The 25233-nt window shown below is 44.7% G+C and carries 33 protein-coding genes; 26 read left to right on the top strand and 7 right to left on the bottom strand.

The annotated features are described in order from the left end of the window. The first annotated feature begins 6 nt into the window (after positions 1 to 6). The 3 genes from MHH89_RS10200 (at position 7) to MHH89_RS10190 (ending at position 1992) form a co-directional block, all read left to right on the top strand. Positions 7 to 357 carry an Asp23/Gls24 family envelope stress response protein gene (locus MHH89_RS10200; RefSeq protein WP_076127105.1) on the top strand — a complete coding sequence of 117 codons (351 nt, stop codon included), beginning with the start codon at positions 7 to 9 and terminating at the stop codon, positions 355 to 357. An 80-nt stretch (positions 358 to 437) separates the two neighbouring features. Beyond that, positions 438 to 815, top strand: a complete 378-nt coding sequence (locus MHH89_RS10195) for a hypothetical protein (RefSeq protein WP_036688624.1) — start codon at positions 438 to 440, stop codon at positions 813 to 815. 160 nt (positions 816 to 975) lie between these two features. Then, positions 976 to 1992, top strand: a complete 1017-nt coding sequence (locus tag MHH89_RS10190) for a S66 family peptidase (RefSeq protein ID WP_341086986.1) — start codon at positions 976 to 978, stop codon at positions 1990 to 1992. Positions 1993 to 2040: 48 nt separating this feature from the next. Here MHH89_RS10190 and MHH89_RS10185 read toward each other — a convergent pair whose 3' ends face one another. The 4 genes from MHH89_RS10185 to MHH89_RS10170 form a co-directional block, all read right to left on the bottom strand. After that, on the bottom strand, positions 2041 to 2325 hold the full coding sequence (locus tag MHH89_RS10185; RefSeq protein WP_036689115.1) for a YxcD family protein: 285 nt from the start codon (positions 2323 to 2325) through the stop codon (positions 2041 to 2043). Positions 2326 to 2333: 8 nt separating this feature from the next. After that, positions 2334 to 2765: a hypothetical protein gene (locus MHH89_RS10180; RefSeq protein WP_081383222.1), complete on the bottom strand. Its 432-nt coding sequence runs from the start codon at positions 2763 to 2765 to the stop codon at positions 2334 to 2336. Between the two features lie 174 nt (positions 2766 to 2939). After that, entirely contained in the window at positions 2940 to 3500 is a 561-nt protein-coding gene (locus tag MHH89_RS10175) for a beta-class carbonic anhydrase (RefSeq protein WP_036688619.1), read from the bottom strand. A 14-nt stretch (positions 3501 to 3514) separates the two neighbouring features. Next, positions 3515 to 3856: an iron-sulfur cluster biosynthesis family protein gene (locus tag MHH89_RS10170; protein WP_076127099.1), complete on the bottom strand. Its 342-nt coding sequence runs from the start codon at positions 3854 to 3856 to the stop codon at positions 3515 to 3517. 163 nt (positions 3857 to 4019) lie between these two features. On the opposite strand from MHH89_RS10170, the gene MHH89_RS10165 reads away from it, so the two are divergent. The 8 genes from MHH89_RS10165 (at position 4020) to trmD (ending at position 10142) form a co-directional block, all read left to right on the top strand. Beyond that, positions 4020 to 5537, top strand: a complete 1518-nt coding sequence (locus tag MHH89_RS10165; protein ID WP_341086985.1) for a carboxypeptidase M32 — start codon at positions 4020 to 4022, stop codon at positions 5535 to 5537. 56 nt (positions 5538 to 5593) lie between these two features. Beyond that, entirely contained in the window at positions 5594 to 6241 is a 648-nt protein-coding gene (gene trhA / locus MHH89_RS10160; protein WP_036688612.1) for a PAQR family membrane homeostasis protein TrhA, read from the top strand. A 149-nt stretch (positions 6242 to 6390) separates the two neighbouring features. Continuing rightward, positions 6391 to 6747, top strand: a complete 357-nt coding sequence (gene ylxM, locus MHH89_RS10155) for a YlxM family DNA-binding protein (RefSeq protein WP_036688609.1) — start codon at positions 6391 to 6393, stop codon at positions 6745 to 6747. Positions 6748 to 6768: 21 nt separating this feature from the next. Beyond that, a complete protein-coding gene (ffh, locus tag MHH89_RS10150; RefSeq protein ID WP_036688607.1) occupies positions 6769 to 8157 on the top strand; it encodes a signal recognition particle protein in 1389 nt (462 codons plus the stop codon). Positions 8158 to 8211: 54 nt separating this feature from the next. Next, the gene (gene rpsP, locus MHH89_RS10145) at positions 8212 to 8484 is read left to right on the top strand and encodes a 30S ribosomal protein S16 (protein WP_036688604.1); all 273 of its coding nucleotides are present in this window, start codon (positions 8212 to 8214) and stop codon (positions 8482 to 8484) included. A gap of 22 nt (positions 8485 to 8506) precedes the next feature. Then, positions 8507 to 8737: a KH domain-containing protein gene (locus MHH89_RS10140; RefSeq protein ID WP_036688600.1), complete on the top strand. Its 231-nt coding sequence runs from the start codon at positions 8507 to 8509 to the stop codon at positions 8735 to 8737. Positions 8738 to 8826: 89 nt separating this feature from the next. Continuing rightward, the gene (rimM, locus tag MHH89_RS10135; protein WP_036688599.1) at positions 8827 to 9351 is read left to right on the top strand and encodes a ribosome maturation factor RimM; all 525 of its coding nucleotides are present in this window, start codon (positions 8827 to 8829) and stop codon (positions 9349 to 9351) included. After that, entirely contained in the window at positions 9351 to 10142 is a 792-nt protein-coding gene (gene trmD / locus MHH89_RS10130) for a tRNA (guanosine(37)-N1)-methyltransferase TrmD (protein ID WP_341088805.1), read from the top strand. Before rimM ends, trmD begins: the two co-directional genes overlap by 1 nt. Positions 10143 to 10744: 602 nt before the next feature. On the opposite strand, the gene MHH89_RS10125 is transcribed toward trmD, so the two are convergent. Continuing rightward, positions 10745 to 10921, bottom strand: coding sequence for a hypothetical protein (locus MHH89_RS10125; RefSeq protein ID WP_155288145.1), 177 nt, complete (start codon positions 10919 to 10921; stop codon positions 10745 to 10747). 205 nt (positions 10922 to 11126) lie between these two features. On the opposite strand from MHH89_RS10125, the gene MHH89_RS10120 reads away from it, so the two are divergent. Then, entirely contained in the window at positions 11127 to 11357 is a 231-nt protein-coding gene (locus tag MHH89_RS10120; protein WP_036688596.1) for a hypothetical protein, read from the top strand. A 59-nt stretch (positions 11358 to 11416) separates the two neighbouring features. Here the strand turns inward: MHH89_RS10120 and MHH89_RS10115 are convergent, their stop codons facing one another. After that, positions 11417 to 12367, bottom strand: coding sequence for a hypothetical protein (locus MHH89_RS10115; RefSeq protein ID WP_076143833.1), 951 nt, complete (start codon positions 12365 to 12367; stop codon positions 11417 to 11419). 412 nt (positions 12368 to 12779) lie between these two features. On the opposite strand from MHH89_RS10115, the gene MHH89_RS10110 reads away from it, so the two are divergent. From MHH89_RS10110 to MHH89_RS10055, 12 genes are all read left to right on the top strand, one after another. Next, a complete protein-coding gene (locus tag MHH89_RS10110; protein ID WP_051491579.1) occupies positions 12780 to 13070 on the top strand; it encodes a hypothetical protein in 291 nt (96 codons plus the stop codon). Positions 13071 to 13217: 147 nt separating this feature from the next. Then, entirely contained in the window at positions 13218 to 13562 is a 345-nt protein-coding gene (gene rplS / locus MHH89_RS10105; RefSeq protein ID WP_036688590.1) for a 50S ribosomal protein L19, read from the top strand. A gap of 298 nt (positions 13563 to 13860) precedes the next feature. Continuing rightward, positions 13861 to 14469, top strand: coding sequence for a signal peptidase I (gene lepB, locus MHH89_RS10100; RefSeq protein WP_341086982.1), 609 nt, complete (start codon positions 13861 to 13863; stop codon positions 14467 to 14469). Positions 14470 to 14498: 29 nt separating this feature from the next. Further along, complete coding sequence (ylqF, locus tag MHH89_RS10095) at positions 14499 to 15359, top strand: ribosome biogenesis GTPase YlqF (RefSeq protein WP_036688587.1); 861 nt, start codon at positions 14499 to 14501, stop codon at positions 15357 to 15359. A 187-nt stretch (positions 15360 to 15546) separates the two neighbouring features. After that, entirely contained in the window at positions 15547 to 16158 is a 612-nt protein-coding gene (locus MHH89_RS10090) for a ribonuclease HII (RefSeq protein ID WP_341088804.1), read from the top strand. A gap of 118 nt (positions 16159 to 16276) precedes the next feature. Further along, positions 16277 to 18145, top strand: a complete 1869-nt coding sequence (locus MHH89_RS10085) for a hypothetical protein (protein ID WP_341086980.1) — start codon at positions 16277 to 16279, stop codon at positions 18143 to 18145. Further along, a complete protein-coding gene (locus MHH89_RS10080) occupies positions 18132 to 18446 on the top strand; it encodes a hypothetical protein (protein WP_341086979.1) in 315 nt (104 codons plus the stop codon). The genes MHH89_RS10085 and MHH89_RS10080 overlap by 14 nt, the downstream gene beginning before the upstream one ends. Beyond that, positions 18443 to 18745 (top strand): EscU/YscU/HrcU family type III secretion system export apparatus switch protein, encoded by a 303-nt coding sequence (locus MHH89_RS10075; protein WP_038571992.1) that lies wholly within the window; start codon positions 18443 to 18445, stop codon positions 18743 to 18745. Before MHH89_RS10080 ends, MHH89_RS10075 begins: the two co-directional genes overlap by 4 nt. Then, positions 18742 to 19128 (top strand): YraN family protein, encoded by a 387-nt coding sequence (locus tag MHH89_RS10070; RefSeq protein ID WP_341086977.1) that lies wholly within the window; start codon positions 18742 to 18744, stop codon positions 19126 to 19128. Before MHH89_RS10075 ends, MHH89_RS10070 begins: the two co-directional genes overlap by 4 nt. 154 nt (positions 19129 to 19282) lie before the next feature. After that, positions 19283 to 19699 carry a hypothetical protein gene (locus MHH89_RS10065; protein ID WP_081383206.1) on the top strand — a complete coding sequence of 139 codons (417 nt, stop codon included), beginning with the start codon at positions 19283 to 19285 and terminating at the stop codon, positions 19697 to 19699. Between the two features lie 174 nt (positions 19700 to 19873). After that, positions 19874 to 20383, top strand: a complete 510-nt coding sequence (locus tag MHH89_RS10060) for a phosphoesterase (protein WP_341086976.1) — start codon at positions 19874 to 19876, stop codon at positions 20381 to 20383. 207 nt (positions 20384 to 20590) lie between these two features. After that, positions 20591 to 22270, top strand: coding sequence for a YifB family Mg chelatase-like AAA ATPase (locus MHH89_RS10055; protein WP_341086975.1), 1680 nt, complete (start codon positions 20591 to 20593; stop codon positions 22268 to 22270). A gap of 356 nt (positions 22271 to 22626) precedes the next feature. Here the strand turns inward: MHH89_RS10055 and MHH89_RS10050 are convergent, their stop codons facing one another. Continuing rightward, positions 22627 to 23055 (bottom strand): organic hydroperoxide resistance protein, encoded by a 429-nt coding sequence (locus MHH89_RS10050; RefSeq protein ID WP_036688575.1) that lies wholly within the window; start codon positions 23053 to 23055, stop codon positions 22627 to 22629. A gap of 142 nt (positions 23056 to 23197) precedes the next feature. Between MHH89_RS10050 and MHH89_RS10045 the strand changes: the two genes are divergently transcribed. Then, positions 23198 to 23686: a MarR family winged helix-turn-helix transcriptional regulator gene (locus MHH89_RS10045; protein ID WP_235219564.1), complete on the top strand. Its 489-nt coding sequence runs from the start codon at positions 23198 to 23200 to the stop codon at positions 23684 to 23686. A 352-nt stretch (positions 23687 to 24038) separates the two neighbouring features. Continuing rightward, on the top strand, positions 24039 to 25199 hold the full coding sequence (gene sucC / locus MHH89_RS10040) for an ADP-forming succinate--CoA ligase subunit beta (protein WP_038571984.1): 1161 nt from the start codon (positions 24039 to 24041) through the stop codon (positions 25197 to 25199). Positions 25200 to 25233: the final 34 nt, after the last annotated feature.

The following is a 25233-nucleotide window of genomic DNA, read 5'->3' as shown; positions in this document are numbered from 1 at the left end:
ATTTCTATGAATGAAGGAACGGAGCAAGGACTAATTCATATTTCAGATGATGTGGTGACTTCGATCGTCGGGCAAGTGGTTCTGGACACACCGGGTATTGCCGGCATGTCAGGAAGCAGTATCTCGGACAACTGGGCTAAACGTCTAAGCGGTAAAAATGTAAAAAAAGGAATGTCCGTTGAAGTAAAAGAAGTGGATGTTGCCATCGATCTTCAGGTCATAGTTAATTACGGATGCGTGATTCAAGAGGTCTGCTATATACTGCAGCAAAATGTAAGAAATGCTGTTGAAAATATGATGGGACTGTCTCTAGTTTCTGTAAATGTTAAGGTTGAGAAGGTCGCTCTGCCATTCTAAGAATAGCCCATTTAATAGGCACCGTAATCTAGGCTTCTGCATAGAATGGAGCAAATCCATTTACGGAGGTCAGAACATCCATGTCGACATTTAACACTGGGCAGCAACAGAATGTGATTTATCAGGCCGATCCTGCTGTGATCCGGCACCTGCACGGTGTCCGTGATTCCCTACATCAATCATGCAAGCCATACCTTAACCATAAGGTGAACGTACAGACAATAGATGGCTTTGTACATGAAGGCGTTATAGCCGGAGTAGATAATAAACACTTGTATCTGAACGTTGCAGCTAATGGGCAAATGCCCCGCGGGTTTTACAACCCTCATCAGCCGTATCATCCTCATCCGGGCCCGGGACCTGGCCCATATCCAGGACCTTATCCAGGTCCCCCATACAATAATAATGTGATTTTACCGCTTGTGTTGTTTGAACTGCTTGCTATCTCTTTAATCTAGTGTTTGGGTTTAATTGAAGAAGGACATGTGCAGGATTTGCGGTCATACGTTGACGCATCCCGCCAGGTCCTTTTTTTGTAGGCGTAAAGTATGTGTTAGAAGAAGGTGTTCTCATTATCACTTTAGGGATATAATGGGTACAAACTCTGGGAGGTGGCATATGATTAGATACCCTTTTTTGAAAAAAAATGCGACTATAGGCGTTACAGCACCTTCATCTGGAGTAGGAATTCAAAATGCAGAACTACTAACACTGGCCTCCAGCCGGTTGGAGTCGCAAGGATTTAATGTCATTATCGGCGAAACGGCATGGAAGCAAGATAAGGCTAAATCTGCACCAGCCAATGTTCGTGGTCATGAGTTTAATGAGATGATCAAAGATGATGGAATCGATGTCCTTATTCCGCCTTGGGGCGGGGAATTGTTAATTGAAGCTCTGGAATTTATTGATTTTGATGCTTTGCAGGACAAATGGATCGTGGGATATTCAGATATAAGCGTCTTACTGCTTGCGGTCACGCTGACAACCGGGTTGGCTACTGCCCACGGAGCGAATCTCATTGATTTACGGGGAGAGTATTCGGATGATACTACAGCCCTCTGGCATGCGGTTCTAGAGACACCAGTGGGTGAGTCCATTGTGCAGCATTCATCTCTTAAATATCAGCGGGAATGGCAACATGATGTGCCTTCGCCATGCGTTTTTCATTTGACAGAGGAGACTTATTGGAAGTCTCTAACTACAGATGCTGTAACGATGAAAGGACGTCTGTTGGGTGGTTGTATAGATGTAATTAGGCATTTGATCGGCACACCTTATGGAAAGCTCCAGCATTTTCAGCAAGAAATGATTCATGACGAACCTATAGTTTGGTATTTGGAAAATTGTGAATTGAACACAGCGGATTTACGCAGATCTTTAGTGCAGATGAAGCTGGCAGGGTGGTTTGAGAATTGTTCGGGGATTATGTTTGGCAGAAGTCCAGCTAATCGGCCTGTGGATAACTATACTGCCGAGGATATCTATGCTGAACTATTTGAAGAGCTTAAGGTACCGATCGTTTATGATATCGATTGTGGTCATGTCCCGCCGCAGGTTACTTTTATTAATGGAGCTTATGCAGAAATTGAAGTGGCAGACGGAGTAGGGACGGTAAAGCAATATTTTTATGAATAGCGTTATATCAAAAAAGGACAACCCCTCGGGTTGTCCCTTTTACTATCATTAGTTCCCTGTATTTACAATCGCTGTGATTTCCTCATCCAGGTCCAGTCTTACATCTTCACGATAGGCGCGAACACCATATTCGCTGAGCATGTAACGCAGGATCGCTTCAATCATATTGGACTCCACTAGAAATTGACTGCGGCCCTGTACCCAAACCTCTGCAGAGTAACCGGTATCTTCTTCCCAGCTCAGTTCTACCTGAACATCCTCTGGACGAACAGCCTTTCGTTCCGCCATGTGCAGACAGAGGGCATTGATGATCTCATCCATGCTTAGAACAATTGTAGACATTAGTAACGACCATCCTGTTCTTCTAAGCGGCGACGTTCTTTTCTACGACGGAAGAAGGACATCACGAGCATAACCAATACATAGATAGCTAGCATATTAACGGCAAAGCCTAGGAAGTCACCAAAAGCTCCCATTCCACCAAACATTCCACCGAATAATAATCCGGCCAAACCACCGATCATCATGCCTTTCATTAAGCTGCCGCCGCTGAAGAAGCCACGTTTTGTATTTGCAGCAGATCCTGCTGTGGAACTTTTAGTGCTGTCACTTTTTTTGATGTTATTTGTTGTTGTTGATTTTTTTGGAGTTGTTGAATAGCTGCGAGTGCCGGATTTGAATCCGCCGCCACCTCGACGTGCATCGGCAAAGTCTGGAGCAACCACTGCAAAAAACAGAGTGAAGGCCATTAGAATCATCATTACGCGTTTCATTGGTTTCATTTAGTACGAAAACCCTCCTGTGAGCATGAATTTTTGTGTATGGTCGGTAATACGCAGACATGCCCCACAAGGTTTCAATTTTATTTATCATAATTTATACTTTTATACACAAAAAAAGCGTAGATCCAGGATCCACGCAAACAGCAGTTAGAGAGTCGTCATTCGTTACTTATACCCATCAGCGACAAGCTCAAGCGCTCCGGTTGCCGGATCGATGATCATGCCATGGATAGGTACATTAGGGGGAAGCAGTGGATGACGTTTAATCAGGTCCACAGTCTGAATTACCCCTTCTTCGACATTGTCAAACCCACGCAGCCATTTTGTAAGTTTGATTCCGGAATTCTCCAGTGTAGACAGCACTTCTTCAGATACTCCACGTTCTTTAATGGAATTGATCATATGGTCCGCATTGAGGGAGGCCATACCGCATTCATAGTGTCCAACCACGATTACTTCTTCAGCATCTAGTTCGTATAGAGCTACCATTACACTACGCATAACACTACCAAAAGGCTGAGAAATAACCGCACCAGCATTTTTGATGATTTTGACATCACCATTTTTGAAATTCATGGCTTTCGGCAATAATTCAACGAGTCTAGTGTCCATACAGGTGATGATCAGCATTTTTTTGTCAGGATAACGACTGGTTAAATAAGCTTCATAGTCCTTATTCTCTACAAAACTTTTATTAAAGTTAATAATTTCTGATACGTGGCTCATATTAGCTTCCTCCCTTAAATTCCTTGAATTGTACTTACGTTGCGCATATCTCTTACCATGATATTGTTGCCATAAATCTGAGAATCACTGACCAGCTTATAGGAAGAGAAACGTTCCTCTGCATCGAGTCGCATCTTGTCTTCATAAAAGATTTCCTGTTGCCGGCTTACGATAAAGGGAAGAGAATTCGTCTCTATCCTAGAATCGCCTTGCTCCACTTCTGAAACAATCAGTAACACATTAATTCCGTCACACCCGCAGCCTACCGTATCATAAAAGAGCTTGAAAAATCCTGGCTGATCTCCAAGCCTTTCCTTCAACTTCCTTTCTGCGAGAGGTGTAACTTGAATCATCATAGCCCTGTTCACGCTCCTTGATTTTTGTTCGAAGCATGCTCTGCTTCTTATGTAACTCATTAAATATTTAAAATTAGAGATGTAATCTCTGAAGTTGATTATACTCATTCAAAAAAGTATCATCAAGAGGAGTCTGTAAAACAGAGAAAGCAGGTGGAGTAGAATGGAACAACAAGTAAAGGAACGATGGGAACAATTCAGCGAGTTATTAGCAAAAATTAGTGGATATTCAGAGGCCATAGAATTAATGCACTGGGATTTGCGCACAGGTGCACCACGTAAGGGAGTAGAAGTACGTTCCGGTACGATTGGGATGCTGAGTGGAGAATTGTTCAGACTTGAGATTTCACAGGAGATGGGTGACTTCACAGCATTTTTCAGCCGTCCAGAAGTGTTGAGCCAGCTTACAGCTAATCAACAAAAGATCGTCAACGATTGCCGCAAAGAGTATGAGCGCAGTAAGAGTATTCCTTCCAAAAGATTTGAAGAGTACGCTGTCCTGTCTGCTCATTCCCAAACAATCTGGGAAGAAGCTAAGGAGAACAATGACTTTGCTACATTTGAACCTTATTTGAGTAAAATCGTAGCTCTGAAACAAGAGTTCATCGATTATTGGGGTGTAAATGGCACACGTTACGATACGCTACTAGATATGTATGAGCCTGATCTCACAGTAGAAAAGGTGGATGAAGTGTTCAGTCGCCTCCGCAGCCGCTTGGTTCCGTTAGTGGAAGCTATCGCTGCTTCACCTAATAAACCAGATACCAGCTTCTTGCAGCAGATTTTCCCTAAAGAGCAGCAACAAAAGTTTGGTAACTTTATTCTGAAGCAAATGGGCTATGACTTCGACGCAGGCCGCTTGGATGAGAGTGTGCATCCTTTTGCTACAGGCCTGAATCCAGGTGACGTTCGTATTACGACCGCTTATTTACTTGATAACGTGACTAGCGCCGTCTTCAGCTCACTGCATGAAGGTGGACATGCGCTTTACGAACAAAATATCAGCCAAGATTTAGTGGGAACACCACTGGCTCAAGGCGCATCGATGGGGATTCATGAATCTCAGTCGAGACTATGGGAGAATATGATCGGCCGCAGCCGTGCGTTCTGGCAACGTTATTACGGTGATCTGCAGCAGCATTTCCCAGAGCAGCTTGCTAATGTAGATGTAGAGGATTTCTACCGGGCTATTAACAGTGTGGAAAATTCATTCATCCGAATTGAAGCAGATGAGCTTACATACAATCTGCACATTATTGTGCGTTACGAGATCGAAAAGCTTATTTTTAATGAAGGACTATCTGTCAAAGATCTGCCTCGGGTATGGAATGCTAAATATCAAGAATATTTAGGTATTACACCGCCTAATGATGCGCTTGGTGTATTGCAGGACGTGCACTGGTCCGGTGGAGACTTCGGATATTTTGCATCCTACTCTCTGGGAAATATGTATGCTGCCCAAATCTTGAATACACTCCGCAAGGAGCTGCCGAACTACGATGAATGGATTGCTGCGGGAAATCTTTTGCCAATTAAAGAATGGTTAACAGAAAAAATCTACCGTTTCGGAAAAAGCCTGACCCCTTCGCAAATTATCGAACAAGTAACAGGTGAGCCGCTCAGTCCAGATTATCTGGCTGATTATTTGGAGGAGAAATACACGGAGATTTACAAACTGTAATCCAGTGAGGTCCGCGTGGTATAATAGAAAGAAAGCTTAGACGGAAGGATATGGATATGGCAAATACTCACACCTACACCCGGAGAGAAGAAGTCGCGAATGCGATTACGCACGGGATCGGAGCTGTATTAAGCGTCGCTGCACTTGTCCTGCTTGTTGTTTTTGCAAGTCTGAAAGGAACGGCATGGCATGTAGTCAGCTTCTCCATTTATGGAACGACAATGCTGCTTCTGTATCTCAATTCAACACTTGTGCATAGTCTCAAAGAGGGCAAGGCGAAGGATTTGTTCGAATTTTTCGATCACTCCTCTATTTATCTGTTTATCGCAGGCACGTATACACCCTTTTTGCTAGTAGCTATTCGGGGAACACTTGGCTGGAGTTTATTTGGTGTTATATGGGGAATCGCAGTATTTGGCGTTTTCTTCAAAGCGTTTTTTGTTAAAAAGTTTTTGTTCATGTCTACGGTATTCTACATTGCTATGGGTTGGCTGATTGTTATCGCCTGGAATCCTCTTTCGGCAGTGGTAGCGGACGGTGGTATGATTCTGCTGATGGCTGGCGGAGTGCTTTATACTCTAGGCACAGTTTTTTATGTATGGAGAGGGTTTCCGTTCCATCATGCGATCTGGCATGTATTTGTTCTTGCAGGCAGTGTCACACATTTCTTCGCCATATTGATTTATGTACTGCCAATCCAATAATTTCAAGCGGATTTATAGCGGAAAATATGGATTTTTAATAAAGAAAGAGATGACAAGCAAAAGTGCTTGACATCTCTCTTTCTTTTAGGTATCATAAGGGACGTTGTGAAGGTGTAAAGTGTTTTTCCTTGACGAAGGGGTTGTCCTTAATGAGTCAGGAGAATAGGCTCGAGAAAACGAATCGTATCAATTTGCTTTTTGCCTTCTATGAACGACTGCTTACAGATAAGCAGCAAACGTTTCTTAAATATTATTTTCACGATGATTTTTCCTTGGGAGAGATTGCCGCTGAATTTGAAATCAGCCGCCAAGCTGTTTATGAGCATATTAAGCGGGCTGAGCAAGTCCTTGAGAATTATGAAGAAAAACTTGGACTATTAGTGAAACATGAGAGTCGTACTAAATATTTAGAAGAGCTGCGCAGACTGCCGGAGAATGGGATGCTGCCTGAGCAATATAAACTTCGGTTCGCGGAGATCGTGGATCGCTTGCAGAGGTTAGAGTAGCATGAAGGGAGAAATCTGCATATGGCGTTTGAAGGTTTAACCGGAAGATTGCAGAATGTGTTCAGCAAGCTACGCGGTAAAGGTAAAGTATCCGAAGAAGACGTAAACGAAGCTATGCGTGAAGTGCGGTTAGCCCTTCTGGAAGCCGATGTTAACTTCAAGGTAGTTAAAGAATTCGTGGCTAAGGTGAAAGAAAAGTCCATCGGCAAGGAAGTCATGGACAGCTTTACGCCTGGCATGGTAATTATCGACATCGTCAACAAGGAACTAACCGAGCTGATGGGCGGAAGCCAAGCGAAGCTGGCCAAGTCGAACAAGCCGCCGACCGTCATTATGATGGCGGGTCTACAAGGGGCTGGTAAGACAACCACTTCGGGTAAGCTAGCTAAGCTGTTACAGAAGGGCAATCATCGTCCGCTCCTGGTTGCGGGAGATATTTACCGGCCTGCTGCTATCAAGCAGCTGCAAGTGCTGGGAGAACAGATTAAGGTTCCTGTATTCTCACTTGGTGATCAGACTAGTCCGGTAGAAATTGCCAGACAAGCTGTACAACATGCGAAGGATAACGGACTTGATTATGTTATTATCGATACTGCAGGCCGCCTGCATATTGATGAAGAACTAATGGAAGAACTCAAGCAGATTCACAATGTTGTAAATCCTGATGAAGTACTTCTTGTAGTAGATGCTATGACGGGTCAAGACGCCGTGAATGTAGCCGAGAGCTTTAATAAGCAGCTTGAGCTTACAGGGGTCGTATTGACGAAACTCGACGGCGATAGCCGTGGTGGTGCTGCACTGTCAGTAAAAGCTGTTACCGGTTGCCCGATTAAATTCGCCGCTTTAGGGGAGAAGATCGACGCGCTGGAGCCGTTCCATCCGGAACGTATGGCTTCGCGGATTCTGGGTATGGGCGACATGCTGTCGCTGATTGAGAAAGCCCAGGCGAACATTGATACTGACAAGGCTAAAGAAATGGAACGTAAGATGCGTAATGCAGAGTTTACGTTCGACGATTTCCTAGAGCAAATGGATCAGGTGAAGAAGCTAGGCCCTATAGATCAAATTCTTGATATGCTTCCGGGTATGAACAAAGCCAAGGGCATTAAAGATTTAAAGGTCGACGATAAGCAAATGGGACGCGTTGAAGCCATAGTTCATTCTATGACTAAGGCGGAGAAGCAACAGCCTGAGATCATTAACCATAACCGCCGCAAGCGTATTGCAACCGGCAGCGGAACCTCAGTCGCTGAGGTCAACCGCCTCATCAAACAATTTGATGAGATGCGTAAGATGATGAAGCAATTCTCCGGCATGATGGGCGGAGGCGGCAAAGCCTCCAAGAAAAATGCCATGAAGCAGCTTAAAGGTCTTGGTGGTGGAAAAGGGCTGAAATTCCCTTTTAAATGATCTTGAATGTCTGACCAACTAATGTTGGAAACTATTATAAGGAGGTGATTTTTCGTGGCAGTACGTATTCGTCTGAAAAGAATGGGAGCGCATAAAGCGCCTTTCTATCGTGTAGTGGTTTCCGATTCCCGGTCCCCTCGTGACGGTCGTTTTATCGAGGAAATCGGTTATTATAATCCGATTGAACAACCGGCAGTAGTTAAGATCGATGAGGAAAAAGCTCTTAAATGGCTTCAAACAGGTGCGCAAGCATCTGATACCGTCCGCAACTTGCTTTCCAAAGCAGGCGTGATGAAGAAGTTTCATGAGCTTAAGCAACAGAAATAATGACTGATTGCGAGGGTCCTCTATGGAAGAATTAGTTGGAGTAATTGCTAAGGCTTTAGTGGATCATCCAGAAGATGTGACGGTACGGGCTGTGGAGAAAGAGCATTTGATTGTCTATGAGCTGTCCGTACATCCAGATGATGTAGGAAAGGTCATCGGCAAGCAAGGCAGGATCGCCAAGGCGCTCCGTACAGTAGTCACATCTGCAGCAGTCAAGAGCGATAAACGCGTAACTGTAGATATTTTATCTTAAATAATGCGTACAATGAGGGGCTAGGGATAGTATATCCCGGCTCCTTTTTGTTCAAATATATAGATGAAGCTTGTAGAGGAGAGGGTTATATGACGGAAGAATTAACCGTAGGCCGGCTTGTGAATACACATGGAATTCGCGGGGAGATTAAAGTATTATCCCATACCGATTTTCCTGAGGTTCGTTTCGCTAAAGATAAGAAGCTGTTCGTCATCCCTGCGGATGGCAGTGCAAAATTCGAAGTGACTGTAGAATCCGCTCGAGAGCATAAGGGTATGTTTATCGTTAAGCTTAAGGGATATACCAATATTAACGAAGTGGAAAAGTATAAGGGAAGTTTGCTTAAGGTGCCAAGTAATGATCTGGTTGATCTGCCAGAGAACGAATATTACTTCCACCAAATCGTTGGCTGTGAAGTTTATACGGATGATGCTGGAAGTGAACCGCTTGGCACAATTACGGAAATTTTACAGCCAGGTGCAAATGACGTGTGGGTTGTTAAGCCTGCTAAAGGTCAAGACATCCTTATCCCTGTAATTAACGATGTAGTGCTGAACGTGGACATTGAGGCCAAACGAATTACGGTTCACTTAATGGAAGGACTATTGCCATGATCAGAATTGATGTGCTAACGCTCTTTCCGGAGATGTGCGAAGGCGTATTTAGCACAAGTATTCTTGGTAAGGCACGCGAAAAAGGGATTGTATCTTTGAATGCTGTGAACTTTCGTGATTTCTCAGGAAATAAGCACAACAGTGTGGATGATACACCGTATGGCGGGGGCGGGGGGATGGTACTAAAGCCTGACCCGATCTTTGCAGCGGTAGAACATGTATTGGGGATCGAGGCTAGTCCTTTGGAGAATGGTTCTGAATCTGCAGTCCCGTCGCCTTCCTCTGTGAAGCCACGCATCATTCTTATGTGCCCACAAGGAAAGACCTATAATCAGAAGATTGCTGAGGAACTGGCACAAGAGCAGCATCTAATCTTTATATGTGGTCATTATGAGGGCTACGATGAGCGGATACGGGAGCATCTGGTTACAGATGAACTGTCGATTGGCGATTATGTGCTAACGGGTGGAGAACTACCAGCACTGACGGTTATTGATTCAGTAGTTCGGCTACAGCCAGGGGCGCTTGGAAATGAAACCTCTGCGATCACGGATTCGTTCAGTACAGGGCTGTTGGAATATCCTCACTACACTCGACCCGCTGAATTTCGCGGCTGGAAGGTACCAGATATGTTGCTGAGTGGCCATCACGCCAACATCGAAGTATGGCGGAGAGAGAAAGCGTTACAGCGTACACTTGAACGTAGACCTGATTTGCTCGAAAGTGCAGAACTAACATTGAAAGACAAGAAAACACTGGAACGTCTGAAAAATGAAATCAAGCCGGAGTAAAATTTTAATAAAACAGGCATATTTTACGTCTTTTTAACGTATCTTACGTTAAGGAGGCGTTTTTGTTATGTTTACTTAAGTATAAGAAGGGCTATAATCTCGTATTTTTTTGCGTAATTTCCAAAACAAATGAGCATAGGTGCGTTGAACTCTTCTATTTGGGGTAATAGATAGAGGTGGCGTAATACTATATGCAGCTTACGATGCAGCAAGCTTAACTATTGAAAGGAATGAACTGAAGTGACTACGAAGACGCGTGAAGAATTCAAGCCTAGCGTGGACACGATCCACAAAGATGCGGAGCCGCTCCGCACCGTGAATGATATTATCGATTATTATACAAATCGCAAATCGTAATTCCCATTCGCCCTTTAAAGCTTGAACATATAAGATTAATAATTAAGTATGAATAAGCAAGTCCAATAAAACCATTAGAGTATAGCGAACGAAAGTTCACTACATCTAATGGTTTTATTGTGCTCTACTAAGAGGTCAAACCCTGTGATTCTGATCAGAATGTAAACGCCCACTCTTCAAGGAGAATTAAAAACTCTTTGGAAAGGGGGCGTTTGGTTAACTATAAAAATTCGTGGAGGCGCATTCTACTCTTTGCGAAAGAGGCGATATACTCCTGTAAGTAGAGCGTAAAGCGCAAAACATACGAGAACAGTAACTGCCCATGCATAGTTGCGAACGGTATAGGTAAGCGATGATAAAATAATAAAGATGGTAATACGCAGTACGCCTTCCTTAATAAACTGTTTACGTGCTACATTCATTCGATTGGCCTCCTTGAATGGATAGGATGGTACGGCTAACAAGCCGAGAATATGTCTTTCCTTATATATAACCTTTGGGAATACAAAAAATGCAGAGAACGGAAAGTAAATATCGATCCAAACAAATGACCTATGTAACTTAGCCGTTACCGACCTGTACTCCTCACCATAGAGTATATCATTACGAATGAGGAGGAGTACACTAGTGGAGGCTTATTATAATTGCTTACGTTGTAAGAATAGAAGGGTACGTATCCTGACTACTGATGGCAGACAGCATGAAGGTGTGATTACAGATGTGGACAGATATAATGTTTACTTAAGAACAGGGTCCAATGGACCTGTGCAGACTTCTGCATTTTTTGGTTACCCTTATGCTGCTGACAATATTTTAACTCTCAGCTTGTTCACGCTGTTGGCTATTGCATTAATCTGATATGATGATGCAAAAACAGACCGTCCGCTAATCCGGACGGTCTGTTTTTTAGTGGTTGGTTACTCTACTGTAATTGCACCTATATCAGAGCTTAAGGACAACAAAGGACCTCCTCCGTTAACATCACGTTTGCCACCCTCAACCCCGGTGATCTGGCCTAGATCACTTTTAGCCACCAAGCTACATTTCACGCCATCGGCTAGAACAGCATTGAGGCTACCTACATTTGTTGTCGCTTTAAGACGGCTATCACTCTTCATTCCGGCTATATCCATACGTATGCTTCCTGTATTAGACTCTAGAGTGGACTTACCGGTGATGTTAGCTCCTTCGATATCAATAGCTCCAACGTTGCTGACGATGCGGTAATTTCCGTCCAGATTGCGGAGACGAATTTGCCCGACATTATTGGTGATTTGATATTCATCCATACGGGTGGGGATCTCAATGGTATAGTTAATGCTAAAATCTGAATAACCGTATTTGTCTTGAGCCCAAGTCCATAAATCCTTCTTCGGATTTGATTTGGAATTTGTAGATACCTTCAGAGTATCGCCACTAACGTCTATTGAAATCTCAGCGTCATCCAAAATTTTCTGGCGGTCAGCTTTATGAGCGGAGCCGTTATGGGCTAAGATTGTCGCACTCACATTAATTTGATCACCCGTAGTTGATGTAACTTCTATTTCTCCCACTGCATTGTTCATGCTAAGCACTGAAGCAGAGCCGATCTCTTTAGATAAGGATAGTTCTTTGCTAATGCTGTTTGCTTTAACTTCGTCGACCACCTTGGTAGCTGTATCCTGAACGGCCTGTTCCACGCTTGCAGCGGCTTTACCCAGCTCTTGCTTCACAGCCTCACCAATATTTTGCTGCACATCTTCAGTAATATTCTTTCCTAGTTCATTATTAGCGGATTGCCTACCCGGTAACTCTGTGCATCCTGCCAGAAGTACGATGGACAAGACGGCTACAGCTGCCATTACGCTAGTTGTATTACTCTTTTTCATTGAATAAAATCCTCCTTATTTTTGGGTATATGTGTTCTTCCCTAAGCGCTACGTTATGTACGTACTTCTGTAAGTATAGCCTATGGGGATTTATTGTAAAAACGGCTGTAGGCGGGTTAATATACTGGACCAAAGACTAGGTATTTAAAAAGTGTTCACTACACTTCAAATTTCAATTGTGCTAAAATGAAATATAGATCTTACGCTCACATTAAAATGGGTAAGGGTACATATAAAAAGAGCGAAGATGCTCTCATATATAATCTTCAGCAGCTACTGAAAAGCGCTTTTTATAGTGAGATGTGCTAAGGCTAGTTTGCGAATACGATATAGACCGTTGCCTTACTTGCATCACAGGGCGGTCTTTTTATTTTCTTACCTCAAGTAAATCATGAAGAGCGGAGGGAGCCAGATGAAATATGTAGTTATTTTGCTTGTCTTGCTAGCGCTGGGTGTTGGGTATTATATCGTTCAGAAAAAGAAAACAAGTAGCTCAAGCGATCCTTTGCGCACGACTAGCAGTAATGTGATCTCAATGGATAGTCATCGCAAAGCCAAACAGAGTCCAGGGGAGCAACCTTGCTCTTCTTGCAAGAAGAAGAATGGGAAGTTGATCTTCTACGCTCAAGACAATGGAACCGTGGTCGGCTTGTGTAAAGACTGCCAGTCTAAGGCAAAAAAAAGAGATATGTTACCGTTATAAAATAGAAAAATAAGTTGTATTAGCCCGTCCTTTATGATATTATTAACTCTGTTGTGTGGAATACGGTGGTCCGCTGCGGATAATGAGGGAGAGCTCAGATCTCTCCGGAAGAGGCAAGAACACCTGTACGGAAGGAGGAAGTCCTTAATGAATATCCTACAAGCTATTACGCAAGAGCAACTTCGTAAAGATATCCCTAGTTTTCGTCCGGGTGACACTTTGAAGGTGCATGTAAAAGTTATCGAGGGAACTCGTGAGCGTATCCAGTTGTTCGAAGGCGTTGTAATCAAACGTCGTGGCGGTGGAATCAGTGAGACTTTTACGGTTCGTAAAATTTCTTACGGTGTTGGTGTGGAAAGAACATTCCCAATCAACTCGCCTAAACTCGAAAAAATCGAAGTGGCTCGTCGTGGTAAAGTGCGTCGTGCTAAGCTTTATTACCTTCGTGAACTACGTGGTAAAGCAGCGAGAATTAAAGAAATTCGTCGCTAGAATAGTGACAGAGGAGAGGGGCTTGAGTTCAAGCCCCTTTCGCTTTATTTTTTTTTGGAAATATAAGAAAAGCATAAGTTTTACGTTATACATTATTCTTATATTTCTCGCATAAACGCATACCGTCCTTAAAAGGACGCTGAGGGCGTTTTAGCTTGGTATACAATGCGTGTGACATATACGCTTGGGGATAAGCTTCTCCGAAAAGGCCTCCTGAAGGAGTATCTGTGGAGGGGTTTTTGGCAGGAGTTTTTTTGTGTTGTATAGTAAGAGTAGTATTAAGAGAGGACGGTGAACTATGCAGCAGGAACAAAGCGAAACTTTGGAATCAAGCGAGCAGAACCCACGTAAACTGAAAAATGAAGTGCTGGAATGGGTCAAGGCCATTGCGATTGCTTTAGTTCTGGTTATACTGATTCGCTGGCTTTTATTCAAGCCTTTTATTGTAGATGGACCTTCCATGCAGCCTAATTTCCATACGGGAGAACGTGTTATCGTTAATGAAATTTTATACGATATAAGATCTCCGCAGCGGGGTGAGGTTATTGTATTCCACGTGCCATCTGAAGGCAGAGATTTTATTAAACGTGTAATTGGTGTGGCTGGAGATACTGTGAAAGTAGAAGGAGATGTAGTTACAGTTAACGGTGAGGTTGTTAACGAGACTTACATCCAAGGCGCTATTGATGCTGCGCATAGTAACAACGCTCTGTATAATAATAAAGATTTCCCAAATGAAAAATTCACGGATGGTACTGTACCAGAAGGACATATTTTCGTTATGGGGGATAATCGCTCGGATAGTACAGACAGCCGGATGATTGGCTATGTGCCGCTGGGTGATATTGTGGGTCGTGCAGATTTAATCTTCTGGCCGATAAAAGATATTACACTGATTAACCATTAAGTTGACAGAAGTCAAAGGAGGTGACGGCAATGGCCATTCATTGGTTTCCTGGTCATATGACGAAGGCTAGGCGGCAAATCGAGGATAAGCTGAAGCTGATTGATGTTGTTATAGAGTTGCTCGATTCCCGTCTGCCGCTTTCCAGCCGCAATCCGATGATTGACGATATTTTGCGGGACAAGCCGAGATTAATTATTTTGAACAAAGCGGATCTGGCGGATCCGGAAATTACTCGGAAGTGGCTGGCGTACTTTAAGGAACAAGGGCATGTTGCCCATCCTGTGGACGCATCTACTGGAACAGGCGTTAAGGAGATTCCGGAGCAGGTCAAGCTGCTGTTGAAGGAAAAAATTGATCGGCAGATCGCAAGGGGAATGAACCCACGGGCTATGCGCGCATTGATCGTCGGTATTCCTAACGTCGGTAAATCAACGCTGATTAATCGAATGGCTGGTAAGAGTATCGCTGCTACGGGTGATCGCCCAGGGGTTACTAAGGGCCAGCAGTGGATTAAAACAGGAGGTAATCTGGAGCTTCTGGATACTCCTGGTATCTTATGGCCGAAGTTTGAGGATCAAGACGTGGGTTACCGCTTGGCCGTGACGGGTGCGATCAAAGAAGAAATCCTGAACATTGAGGACATTGCTTTTTATGCAGTGAAGTATTTGGTCAAGGATTATGGTTCCAGATTTCAAGAACGCTTTGGTATTGAGAAGCTTCCTGAGGATCTTGAGAACCCTGATGAGATCGTTGCAGTTATGGAAGCCGTGGGCCGCAAACGCGGTTGTCTGATTAGCGGTGGACGTGTTGATCTGGAAAAAGCTTCACGTGCTTTGCTGCATGAGCTGCGGGCAGGTAAGCTTGGTCGTTTTACGCTGGAAACACCTTAAAGGCGTTTAAATGAATGGGTATGGAAGAGCCATCCGGAAATTTTCGGGGGCTCTTTTTTTTGCCGATTTGGATCAAATTGGAGTGGTTATTTGTACATGACCATGTGAGCTTTACTATGGTAAGCTGACTTATGTAGTTTATAGAATAATTTATAATTGGCGGTGACAGATCGTGAGTACGATAGATATGTTGAGTTATGAAAAAGAGGGCTGGGAACAGTCTTATCGCCGTATAGCCGGCGTAGATGAAGTAGGCAGAGGTTGTTTGTTTGGGGATGTTGTTGCAGCAGCGGTGATTTTGCCGGAAGGGCTTATTATTGATGGCGTCAACGACTCTAAGAAGCTTACAGCGAAAAAAAGAGATGCCTTATTCGAGATTATTATGGAGCAGGCGATAGCTATTGGTGTAGGTTATGTGGATTCCCGCATGATTGATGAAATTAATATTAAAGAGGCTTCTCGTCTGGCGATGAAAAAAGCGGTAGAAGGTCTTAGTCATACTCCGGACTATATGTTAATCGATGCTGAAAAAGTTGATCTTCCGTTGCCGCAGCAGGCGATCATAAAAGGGGATGCTAACAGCCAGTCTATTGCGGCAGCTTCGATTATAGCTAAAGTAACAAGAGATAGACTGTGTGAAGGGGTGTGGGAGGAATTATACCCTGATTATGGGATTGCGATACATAAAGGTTATGCGACCAAGCTTCACAGGGAACAAATTACGGCGTTAGGTCCGACACCTATGCATCGGCGCAGCTTTATTGGGAAGATTCTTGCTGAACAGCAAACCCTTTTTTAGAAATATCAGAATATAAAAGACGCCAAAGGCGTTTAAGCTTGGATGAATTCACCGCTCAAAAAAGTCGGATTAATACCGATATAGTAAGAAGAGAGAAAATGGAGGGAGGAGAAACGGTATGAATATCGGAACATTGATCCGTGGATTGCTCGGGGATAATAAACCGGGAGCAGCCAAGTCTTTGGAATTGAAGGAAGGGCAGGTTGTACGTGGTGTTGTATTGTCTGTCTCGGATTCGGGAAAAGAAGCCGTTGTGCAGATTCAAGGTACACCTGTTCGTGCGGAGTTGGAAACACCACTACTGCCAGGAGAGACCCTGAACTTACAGGTTGGAGCACCCGGAGAAGGCGGATTGCCCGTATTGAAGCCGGTCTCCCTCGGCGAAACGGTGTTAGCCACCCCGCAAAACATGGGCGAGGCATTGGAATCGCTTGGGCTTACTGACTCCAAAGCGGGTCGGGAAATTGTGTTGGCGATGCAGTCGGGTGGTATTCCGCTTACCAAAGAGACAGCGGCGATTCTGGATGCTGTAATGAGTGCGAAACCTGCGGGCGTGCCGACCTCAGAGTGGCTTGATGCAGCTGTCATTTCTGTAAAGCGGGGCTTGCCGGTTACCCCTGAAAGTGTGAAAGGATTGCAGCAGGCGGTTTTTGGTCCGCAGCTTCATCAGCTTTTGTCAGCGCTCGAAGAACAGATTACGATTTGGGCAGGTCAAGTCGCCGGTGAAGAAACAACAACAGCCGAAGCTAAAACTGGAATGGGTACCCCAACCGGAAAGCTGAATGCTCCTGTAACGACAGGTACGGGCGCTGTGATTAACGCGGAAGCGGTATCAGCAGGTGATGCTGATGCGGAAATGGACCAGGTGGCGGTTAAAGGAACTGGACAACCTGTAAGTAAACCTGCTGAGGGTAGTGGTGGTGCTACTACTACAAGCGGAAGTGCTGCTGCAACAGGAGGGGCAACGGGAGCCGGAGTTATTTCTGATGAACCAATAATTCCTTTGAATTCAGTGAAATCAGAAATATCAGGAAGTGCAGCTGCAAGTACAGCTGAAACTCCTGAGAATGAAACCGGTATTGTAACTGCCAAGCCAGTGGTCCCCGAAGAGGCTGGTGAGGTAGTTCAGCTCTTGAAGAGTGGAAATACTGGTGAACCTTTGACTGGGAAAATAACTTCTACGCTTGCTTCAGGAACTCAGAGTAGTGCTGCTAACACGCAAGGGGACGGAATTGTAAGCAATCAAAATAGTTCTAATCAGAGCGAAACTCATGGCAATGAAATGAGTCTAAATAAAGATAGAGCGCAGGGTAGTGTCAGTGGCGCGATTACAAGCGCCACTGGATCAGCTGGTGCAGATAGCCAAGCTGCTGCAGCAAGCCAAGCTGCTGCGCCTAGCGGGGCTGCCCTGCTCGCGAAGCTGCAGGGCGTGCTCACCGAGCTGCGCGGCAGCATGCCGCAGCTCGCGAACGTCCCGCCCGCTGAGGCGGCGGGACAAGATCCTGCCCCCGCGCCAAGCGCCGCGCGCGGGGAGACCACGGCTGCTGCGGCTTCGCCGGCAGCCAGACACCGCCCCACCCGCGGATGCGGAGTCGTGGGTAGGGCGGGTGTTGAAGCTGCTCGGTGCGGAGCACGAGCAGCAGGCCGTGCGCGGCGGCGCTTTGCTTACCGCGGAGACGGCGCGAGCGGCAGCGGGGACAGCTGCAGCCGCGCTAGGCAGTGTCGGCGGGGAGCAAGCTGCCGACACGTTGAAGGGCGTGCTGCTGCAGCTTATGAGCAGCAGCGAGGTGCCGCCCGCGGTAAAAGATGCCGCGAGCGGGCTAGTGCAGCAGCTGACAGGCCAACAGCTGCTGCTGAATACAGATCGGACTGCTCCCTTCGCGCAGGTTACATTGTTCTTGCCGCTGCAAGGTCCAGATGGGCAGGAAACCGCATCGGTTCATATCCAGTCCAGGCGGGGCCGCAAAGGGGAGTTGGATGCAGCTAACTGTCGATTATGGTTCGATTTGGACATGAAGCAGCTAGGGCAGACATTGGTAGATGTGCAGGTTGTCGATCGAATCGTTAGTCTTAAGCTTCATAATGATCATCCGTGGGTGCTTGAGCTGCTGGAGACGCGGCGTGAAGATATAAAAACTGCAGTAGAATCCATCGGTTATCAATTATCAGGTTTAAGAACCGAACCCTTGCCAGAATTGAATTTGCCTAAAGAGCTTGCTGGCTCCAATACTAATAAGTTTGTTGATTATGTTCCTGAGGCTTACAAAGGAGTGGATTACCGTATATGAATGAGCCTGTACAGCCAATTTCACAAGGGCTCAAAAAAGCGGTCGCTCTCAAATATAGTCCCGGACAAAACGAGGCTCCTGTCGTAGTAGCCAAGGGACAAGGCGCGATAGCAGACCTTATTCTGCAAAAGGCTAAGGAGAGCGGGGTTGCTGTTCAGGAAGATGCAGCCCTCGTGGAGGTGCTTTCAAAGCTTGATCTGGACCAACAGATTCCGTCTGAGCTCTATCAGCTGGTGGCGGAAATCCTCAGCTTTGTGTATCAGAGCGATCGTTCCGCTGGTGAACGGGGACAAGAATGAAAGAGCCCTATGTAAGAAAGTACTATAACCGCAAAGAGAAAGGAGCTGCTGCAGAGAACGGAGCTGTGCAGTACCTATCTTCTAGCGGGTATATGATATTGGAACGGAATTGGCGTTGTCGTACTGGAGAGCTTGATATCATTGCGGAGCGTGAAGACTGTATTGTTGTTGTCGAAGTTCGTAGCCGCAGTGGAGAGCTGCTTCAGGGAACTCCAGAAGAATCGGTAAATGCTCGCAAAATAAACCAGGTTCGGAGTACAACACAGGTTTATTTGCATATGAAGGGTTATGAGGAACGGCGGGTTTCTTTTGATGTAATTAGCGTCTTGTTAAATGACGATCTTAGCCTAGCTTCACTTAGTCATATTCGCGAGGCGTTTTAAGAGTAACTCTATTTTCTCATGCGATTCTTTATGAATTTGCTGCTGTTCTGATAAAAAAGTCTTTACATACCTTCCGCACTGTGGGTCATTTCTCAAAAGAAATGGGTAAACATTAGGAGTAACTTTTTAATGTCATCATGAGGAGGGCTGTCTAGTGAAGAATAAACCTTCTGAAATGCAGGTTAGTTTTACATGCCAATATTGCCAGCAGAAGATTGAAGTGGAATTTAAAGCAGAGCCAATATCTGTCGTCTGTTGCGATAATTGCAATAAGACCTTCACGGTAATGCGGCCCACTATAGCGGAGGAAATATTAATAGATTGGGAAAATGAAGCGTTATTTCAAAAAATCCGGGCTGAAAAGTCGCAAAACAGCAATAGCAGTCTCTTAGCGCTTGTAATTAGAGTTATTGAACTGCTTACATGGCGTGACAAAGGCAATGGACAGGTGGAAGCGATCAAGGAGATGCGTGGCTGGCTCATTGACAATGAGGAGGCGCCTCCTTTAGCTGAACTGATTCAGAGTGATGTTAATAAACGTTCGAGTAAGCGGCGCGACTGGGAAAAGTAACATTAACAATAAAGAGGTATTCCGTCATCGCCTCATGACATAGAATGATACGTATAATTTCGTGAGAAATTAGGCGGAAAAGTCCTCGGGGCTCCGAACTTCCTAGGGTTTATGGGTAGTCGGAGCTTTTTTCATACATACTGTCATTAGAATAGAAACAAAAGGAGGGTGCACATGGCTAAGGTTTTTTTCACATCTGATCATCATTTTGGGCATAAGTTGATCATTGATTTTGAATCCAGACCCTTCAACGATGTAGAGCAAATGAATGAAGTTATGATTGAAAGTTGGAATTCGGTAGTGAATCCGGACGACAAAGTATTTCATTTGGGAGACTTTTCTTTTCTGAATAAGGAGGCAACTCGTGCGATTGTGGCCAGGCTGCATGGATACAAAATCCTGATCCTTGGCAATCATGATCGCGGCCGCAGCCGAAGTTGGTGGCTTGAGGTAGGTTTTGATGAGGTTAGTGAATATCCTTTGATTTATAAGGATTTCTTTTTCCTCTCACATGAGCCTATGTACATGAATAAACATATGCCTTACGTAAATGTGCACGGCCATATTCATGGGCAAAAATATGAGGGAAACAATCATTTTAACATTTGTGTAGAGCATTGGAACTATAAACCGTTGACTTTTGAGCAGATTAGGGACTCGGTCGTAGTTAAAGAAGGAGATTGATGTAGGTCTTTAGAGATGTGCTTTCGCTTTTATGTAAAACTTGAATTTCTTATTCTAAAGATAAATTGCTCACAGATTGCGTTAGGACACAACTTCTATAATGTACTTAACAGCTAATATATATTTGGAAAATAAGGAAGCACCTTTTTTCTTGAAGCTATGACACCCCAAATTAGGGTGTAATTCAGGAGATGAGGTGTTTTTATTATGTATGGGAAAATGTTTAGCGCGTGTCTGTATGGGATTGAAGGGGTAATGATTGGTGTGGAAATCGATCTTGCAAATGGACTGCCGCAGACGAATATCATTGGCTTACCAGATTCAGCGATTCGCGAGGCTGTTGAACGAGTTAGGGCTGCCGTTAAAAATTGCGGTTACCGCTATCCACAGCAGCGTATTACGATCAATCTTGCTCCAGCTGACCTCCGTAAAGAAGGTTCCGCTTTTGATCTAGCGATTGCTTTAGGGATACTGATAACTAGTGGCCAGTTGATTATGCCTTCAGCTCAAGAGATGCTTTTGATTGGAGAGCTTGCGCTCGACGGCAGTCTGCGTCCGGTTTCGGGTGTGCTGCCGATGGTTGAAGCAGCGCGTAAAAGCGGGTTTAAAGCCGTTCTGCTCCCGCAGGGCAATGCGGCAGAAGCCGCTTTAATCAGTGGCATAAATGTTTATACCATCGACCATTTGCAAACGTTAGCGAATGCTGCTGAAGCTGTGGCTAGCTTTGGTCCGATTATAGATAAGCTAGTTCCTCTAGAAGAATCTGAAGGATCACTACTTCCTTTTCCTGTATCCGTGAGTATGGGGACGGGGGCAAAAGAACAACCTCCGGTGCTTGTTCTTTCTGTAGAGCATCTCAAATATAACCCTAAATATTCTGATTCTGAGGCTGCTTCTTCCGAAGCGAATGAAATAATGGATGATTACAGTGATGTGCTTGGACAGCAACATGTGAAAAGAGCACTAACTATCGCGGCTGCAGGGATGCATAATATTATGCTCATCGGCCCACCTGGCACAGGCAAAACGATGCTGATCAAACGCCTTCCCAGTATCCTTCCGCAATTGTCGGACAGTGAGGCACTTGAGGTAACCAAAATTTTTAGTGCGGCTGGAAATTTGAAGGATGCACACAACGGTTTGCTGCGAAGTCGTCCATTTCGTTCTCCACACCACACGATATCTTCTGCCGGATTAATTGGAGGGGGCGGTATTCCCAAGCCAGGTGAGGTAAGTCTTGCGCATCGAGGTATTCTGTTTCTGGATGAATTGCCTGAATTCTCCCGGAATGTGCTTGAAGTGCTGCGACAGCCACTCGAAGATGGGGTGGTTACTATAAGTCGTGCCCGGGCTTCCTTTACTTTTCCTGCCAAATTCATGCTCGCTGCATCGATGAATCCGTGCAGCTGCGGCTTTTTTGGAAGCGGTATCTCCCAGCAAAATTGTACCTGTAGTCCATCAAGGATTGCCCAATATCGAGCCAAAATATCCGGTCCATTATTGGATCGGATCGACTTACAGGTTGATGTTCCCCGCCCGAAGGAATGGAATCGGCAGGGGCATGTTTTATCGTCAGCAGATATGCGTGCGGAGGTGTTGGCTGCTCAGGCCATCCAAGCTAAACGTTACAAACGACTGGCGATTTCATGGAACAGTGAACTTTCCGGTGCTTCCCTTCGGAAATATGCAAGCCTAAACCGAGAGAGTGCTCAAATGCTGTATGATATTTTGGAGAATTTAGGTCTAAGCATGCGAGCGCATGATCGGATTATTAAGCTATCCCGTACCATAGCTGATCTGGAGGGTGCACAGGATATTTCTTCTGCACATCTCGCGGAAGCTGTGCAATACCGTAATCTGGATCGACAGGTATTAGCGGAGGAATAAAGATAAAAGAGCAGCGATTCCCGTTAATGAGAATCGCTGCTCTTACTATGGACCGGTAGTGACGAGCACCGCCGAACCATTATTATGCTCTGATGCTTATGGAACGGACCTAGAGGACGTTGTTTGCAAGTTTTTAGCCCTTGGAGCGTAGATTCGGACTCTGGAGACGCTATTCCTTCGATTGAGTGGTTTTCATTCCTATAGCTGCTATGAGGTCCGATAGCATCCCAAATATGGGATTAAGTTGCGTTTAAGATCAACTGTGTCCGTTAGCGACTTCGAATGTGAAATGCCACGTATTCAAACGAAGGTTAGATCGTTTAGCAAATTTCACATACATTTTTCTCTATAATTTCTTACAGTACATTCAGTTCTACTTCGATATTGCCACGAGTGGCACGGGAGTAAGGACATGCGCCATGGGCAGCTTCTACCAAAGATGCTGCGGTTTCTCTGTCAACGCCTTTAACCAGCACGTCAAGCTTAACCGCAATGCCGAATCCGCCATCTTCAACTTTACCAAAGCTTACAGTAGCCGTAACTTCACTGCCTTCAATCTTCACTTTTCCAAGACGAGCAACCATGTTTAGAGCACTGTCAAAACAAGCGGAGTAGCCAGCTGCGAATAATTGTTCAGGATTAGTGCCTTCACCACCGGCACCCCCCATTTCACGTGGTGTACTGATCGTAAGGTTGAGTTTAGGGCTTTCTGATTCTATATAACCGTTTCTTCCCCCAACGGCTTTAACTGTGGTTTCATACATCTTTTGTTGAATTGTCATCATAATAAATCTCTCCTATTCATTAATTAGTTTGTGTACAATCTAATTTATCACAATTAATATAAAAGTCAAATTAATTTTTTGCTATTATTATGATATATGAGGGAATTATGATAAAATAAAGAGATAAGGCGGGTGAATAAATATGAAAATGAGTGAAGAAGATATGCAGAAAATGACTACAACCCCAGAGCTGCTGATCGAGAATCAGCTCTGTTTTACCATTTATGCTTGCTCGCGTGAGATTACAAAGCTGTACCAACCGTATTTGGATAAGATTGGTTTAACTTACTCCCAATACTTAGTAATGCTTGTGTTATGGGAACGGCAGCAATGTACAGTGAAAGAGATTGGTGAGGCGTTATTTTTGGATTCAGGCACGCTGACTCCGCTATTGAAACGCTTGCAAGCTGCAGGCCTAATTATACGTGAACGCTCGATGCAGGATGAGCGAAAGGTATTAATCTCACTAACGAAACAAGGCTGGGCACTTCAAAGTGATGCCGTGTGTATTCCCGGCAAAATGATGGAAGAAACGACACTGACAAATAATGAATCCATAGAGCTACTTGATCAGTTTAAAGACTTACTGAATCGTGTTCACGAAGCTAATATCCAAGATAGTAAAAAGTAAGCGTAGTAAGGAGTCAATGCGATCGTTCGCATTCCGGCATGAAATCAAGCGAAAAAATGTGTACAAATCATGAATATATTTAAGGTAAGCGTTTTAAAAACATGTTACACTATTCTGGGTTCCTTTGTATGGCATATAGGTAAATATAAGCTTAGTCTTATAGATTTACACAATGTCTCTTGCAGAAATAATGCCATTCTTTTTACGAGTGGTAGATCATTTTCTGCTGGTTCCGGAATAGTGCTGCATGTATAACATCAGCCTATCCCTAACCCCGCGGCAATCAAAACGGAAAGCGAGATGACAACAGGCTGCCTGTTTAGTCACCACGCTACTTTAGGAGGCTACCGCTATGAATATCCACGAGTATCAGGGAAAAGAAGTGCTTAAGAAGTACGGTGTAGCCGTACCGAATGGAAAAGTAGCTTATACAGTGGAGGAAGCGGTAGAAGCCGCAGAGTCACTGAGCACACCGGTTGTTGTAGTTAAAGCTCAGATTCACGCAGGTGGACGCGGTAAAGCTGGAGGAGTAAAGGTTGCTAAGAATATCGATGAGGTGCGTAGTTACGCAACTGAGATTCTGGGCAAGACTCTAGTAACTCACCAGACTGGACCGGAGGGTAAGGTAGTAAAAAGACTGCTCATTGAAGAGGGTTGTCAAATTGTTAAGGAGTATTACATTGGTATCGTAGTTGACAGAGGTACTGGCCGAGTGGTCATGATGGCTTCTGAAGAAGGCGGTACTGAGATTGAAGAAGTAGCTGCAACACATCCGGAGAAAATTTTTAAAGAGATCATTGATCCGGCAGTGGGTTTGCAGACTTTCCAGGCGCGTAAGCTGGCTTACAGTATCTCTATTCCTAATGAGCTGGTAGGCAAAACTGTGAAATTCATGCAAGCGCTATATTTAGCTTTCGTGGATAAAGATTGCTCTATTGCCGAAATTAACCCATTGGTAGTGACTGCGGATGGGAATGTGATGGCACTGGATGCCAAACTGAATTTTGATTCCAACGCCTTGTTCCGTCATAAGGATATTCTAGAGCTGCGGGATTTGGATGAAGAGGATTTAAAGGAAATCGAAGCCTCGAAGTATGACCTTAGTTACATTGCACTTGATGGCAATATTGGGTGCATGGTAAACGGTGCAGGTCTCGCGATGGCGACTATGGATATTATTAAGTATTATGGGGGCGAACCCGCCAACTTCCTGGATGTAGGGGGCGGTGCAACGACCGAGAAGGTAACAGAAGCCTTTAAAATCATTTTATCCGATGAAAAGGTGAACGGAATTTTTGTTAACATTTTCGGTGGTATTATGCGCTGTGATGTTATCGCTAACGGTGTTGTAGAAGCGGCTAGTCAACTGGGTTTGACCAAACCGCTGGTTGTGCGTCTTGAGGGAACAAATGTTGGATTGGGCAAGCAGATTTTGGCTGGATCGGGACTGAATATTGTTGCTGCTGATTCTATGGCGGACGGTGCCCGTAAGATTGTGTCTCTTGTGCAATAATGGCCTGATTTAGGAAGCCAGTTATCGTATTTGA

It is taken from the genome of Paenibacillus sp. FSL H7-0323, assembly GCF_038002725.1.
GTDB lineage: Bacteria > Bacillota > Bacilli > Paenibacillales > Paenibacillaceae > Paenibacillus_AQ > Paenibacillus_AQ odorifer.
Note: the sequence above shows the minus strand (reverse complement) of the source record. Positions and strands in the feature narration are given on the sequence as shown.

Excerpts from the sequence above, each read along its gene's own strand:
- MHH89_RS10125 (WP_155288145.1), bottom strand. The coding sequence starts at position 10,921 with ATGAATGTAGCACGTAAACAGTTTATTAAGGAAGGCGTACTGCGTATT.
- MHH89_RS10060 (WP_341086976.1), top strand. The coding sequence starts at position 19,874 with ATGGCTAAGGTTTTTTTCACATCTGATCATCATTTTGGGCATAAGTTG.
- MHH89_RS10170 (WP_076127099.1), bottom strand. The coding sequence starts at position 3,856 with ATGATGATTCAAGTTACACCTCTCGCAGAAAGGAAGTTGAAGGAAAGG.
- MHH89_RS10200 (WP_076127105.1), top strand. The coding sequence starts at position 7 with ATGAATGAAGGAACGGAGCAAGGACTAATTCATATTTCAGATGATGTG.
- MHH89_RS10055 (WP_341086975.1), top strand. The coding sequence starts at position 20,591 with ATGTATGGGAAAATGTTTAGCGCGTGTCTGTATGGGATTGAAGGGGTA.
- MHH89_RS10165 (WP_341086985.1), top strand. The coding sequence starts at position 4,020 with ATGGAACAACAAGTAAAGGAACGATGGGAACAATTCAGCGAGTTATTA.
- ylxM (WP_036688609.1), top strand. The coding sequence starts at position 6,391 with ATGAGTCAGGAGAATAGGCTCGAGAAAACGAATCGTATCAATTTGCTT.
- MHH89_RS10110 (WP_051491579.1), top strand. The coding sequence starts at position 12,780 with ATGAAATATGTAGTTATTTTGCTTGTCTTGCTAGCGCTGGGTGTTGGG.
- MHH89_RS10180 (WP_081383222.1), bottom strand. The coding sequence starts at position 2,765 with ATGAAACGCGTAATGATGATTCTAATGGCCTTCACTCTGTTTTTTGCA.
- MHH89_RS10195 (WP_036688624.1), top strand. The coding sequence starts at position 438 with ATGTCGACATTTAACACTGGGCAGCAACAGAATGTGATTTATCAGGCC.
- MHH89_RS10140 (WP_036688600.1), top strand. The coding sequence starts at position 8,507 with ATGGAAGAATTAGTTGGAGTAATTGCTAAGGCTTTAGTGGATCATCCA.
- ffh (WP_036688607.1), top strand. The coding sequence starts at position 6,769 with ATGGCGTTTGAAGGTTTAACCGGAAGATTGCAGAATGTGTTCAGCAAG.
- trhA (WP_036688612.1), top strand. The coding sequence starts at position 5,594 with ATGGCAAATACTCACACCTACACCCGGAGAGAAGAAGTCGCGAATGCG.
- MHH89_RS10190 (WP_341086986.1), top strand. The coding sequence starts at position 976 with ATGATTAGATACCCTTTTTTGAAAAAAAATGCGACTATAGGCGTTACA.
- MHH89_RS10070 (WP_341086977.1), top strand. The coding sequence starts at position 18,742 with ATGAAAGAGCCCTATGTAAGAAAGTACTATAACCGCAAAGAGAAAGGA.
- MHH89_RS10050 (WP_036688575.1), bottom strand. The coding sequence starts at position 23,055 with ATGATGACAATTCAACAAAAGATGTATGAAACCACAGTTAAAGCCGTT.
- MHH89_RS10075 (WP_038571992.1), top strand. The coding sequence starts at position 18,443 with ATGAATGAGCCTGTACAGCCAATTTCACAAGGGCTCAAAAAAGCGGTC.
- MHH89_RS10090 (WP_341088804.1), top strand. The coding sequence starts at position 15,547 with ATGTTGAGTTATGAAAAAGAGGGCTGGGAACAGTCTTATCGCCGTATA.
- sucC (WP_038571984.1), top strand. The coding sequence starts at position 24,039 with ATGAATATCCACGAGTATCAGGGAAAAGAAGTGCTTAAGAAGTACGGT.
- MHH89_RS10175 (WP_036688619.1), bottom strand. The coding sequence starts at position 3,500 with ATGAGCCACGTATCAGAAATTATTAACTTTAATAAAAGTTTTGTAGAG.
- MHH89_RS10045 (WP_235219564.1), top strand. The coding sequence starts at position 23,198 with ATGAAAATGAGTGAAGAAGATATGCAGAAAATGACTACAACCCCAGAG.
- MHH89_RS10115 (WP_076143833.1), bottom strand. The coding sequence starts at position 12,367 with ATGAAAAAGAGTAATACAACTAGCGTAATGGCAGCTGTAGCCGTCTTG.
- rplS (WP_036688590.1), top strand. The coding sequence starts at position 13,218 with ATGAATATCCTACAAGCTATTACGCAAGAGCAACTTCGTAAAGATATC.
- rimM (WP_036688599.1), top strand. The coding sequence starts at position 8,827 with ATGACGGAAGAATTAACCGTAGGCCGGCTTGTGAATACACATGGAATT.
- MHH89_RS10085 (WP_341086980.1), top strand. The coding sequence starts at position 16,277 with ATGAATATCGGAACATTGATCCGTGGATTGCTCGGGGATAATAAACCG.
- lepB (WP_341086982.1), top strand. The coding sequence starts at position 13,861 with ATGCAGCAGGAACAAAGCGAAACTTTGGAATCAAGCGAGCAGAACCCA.
- ylqF (WP_036688587.1), top strand. The coding sequence starts at position 14,499 with ATGGCCATTCATTGGTTTCCTGGTCATATGACGAAGGCTAGGCGGCAA.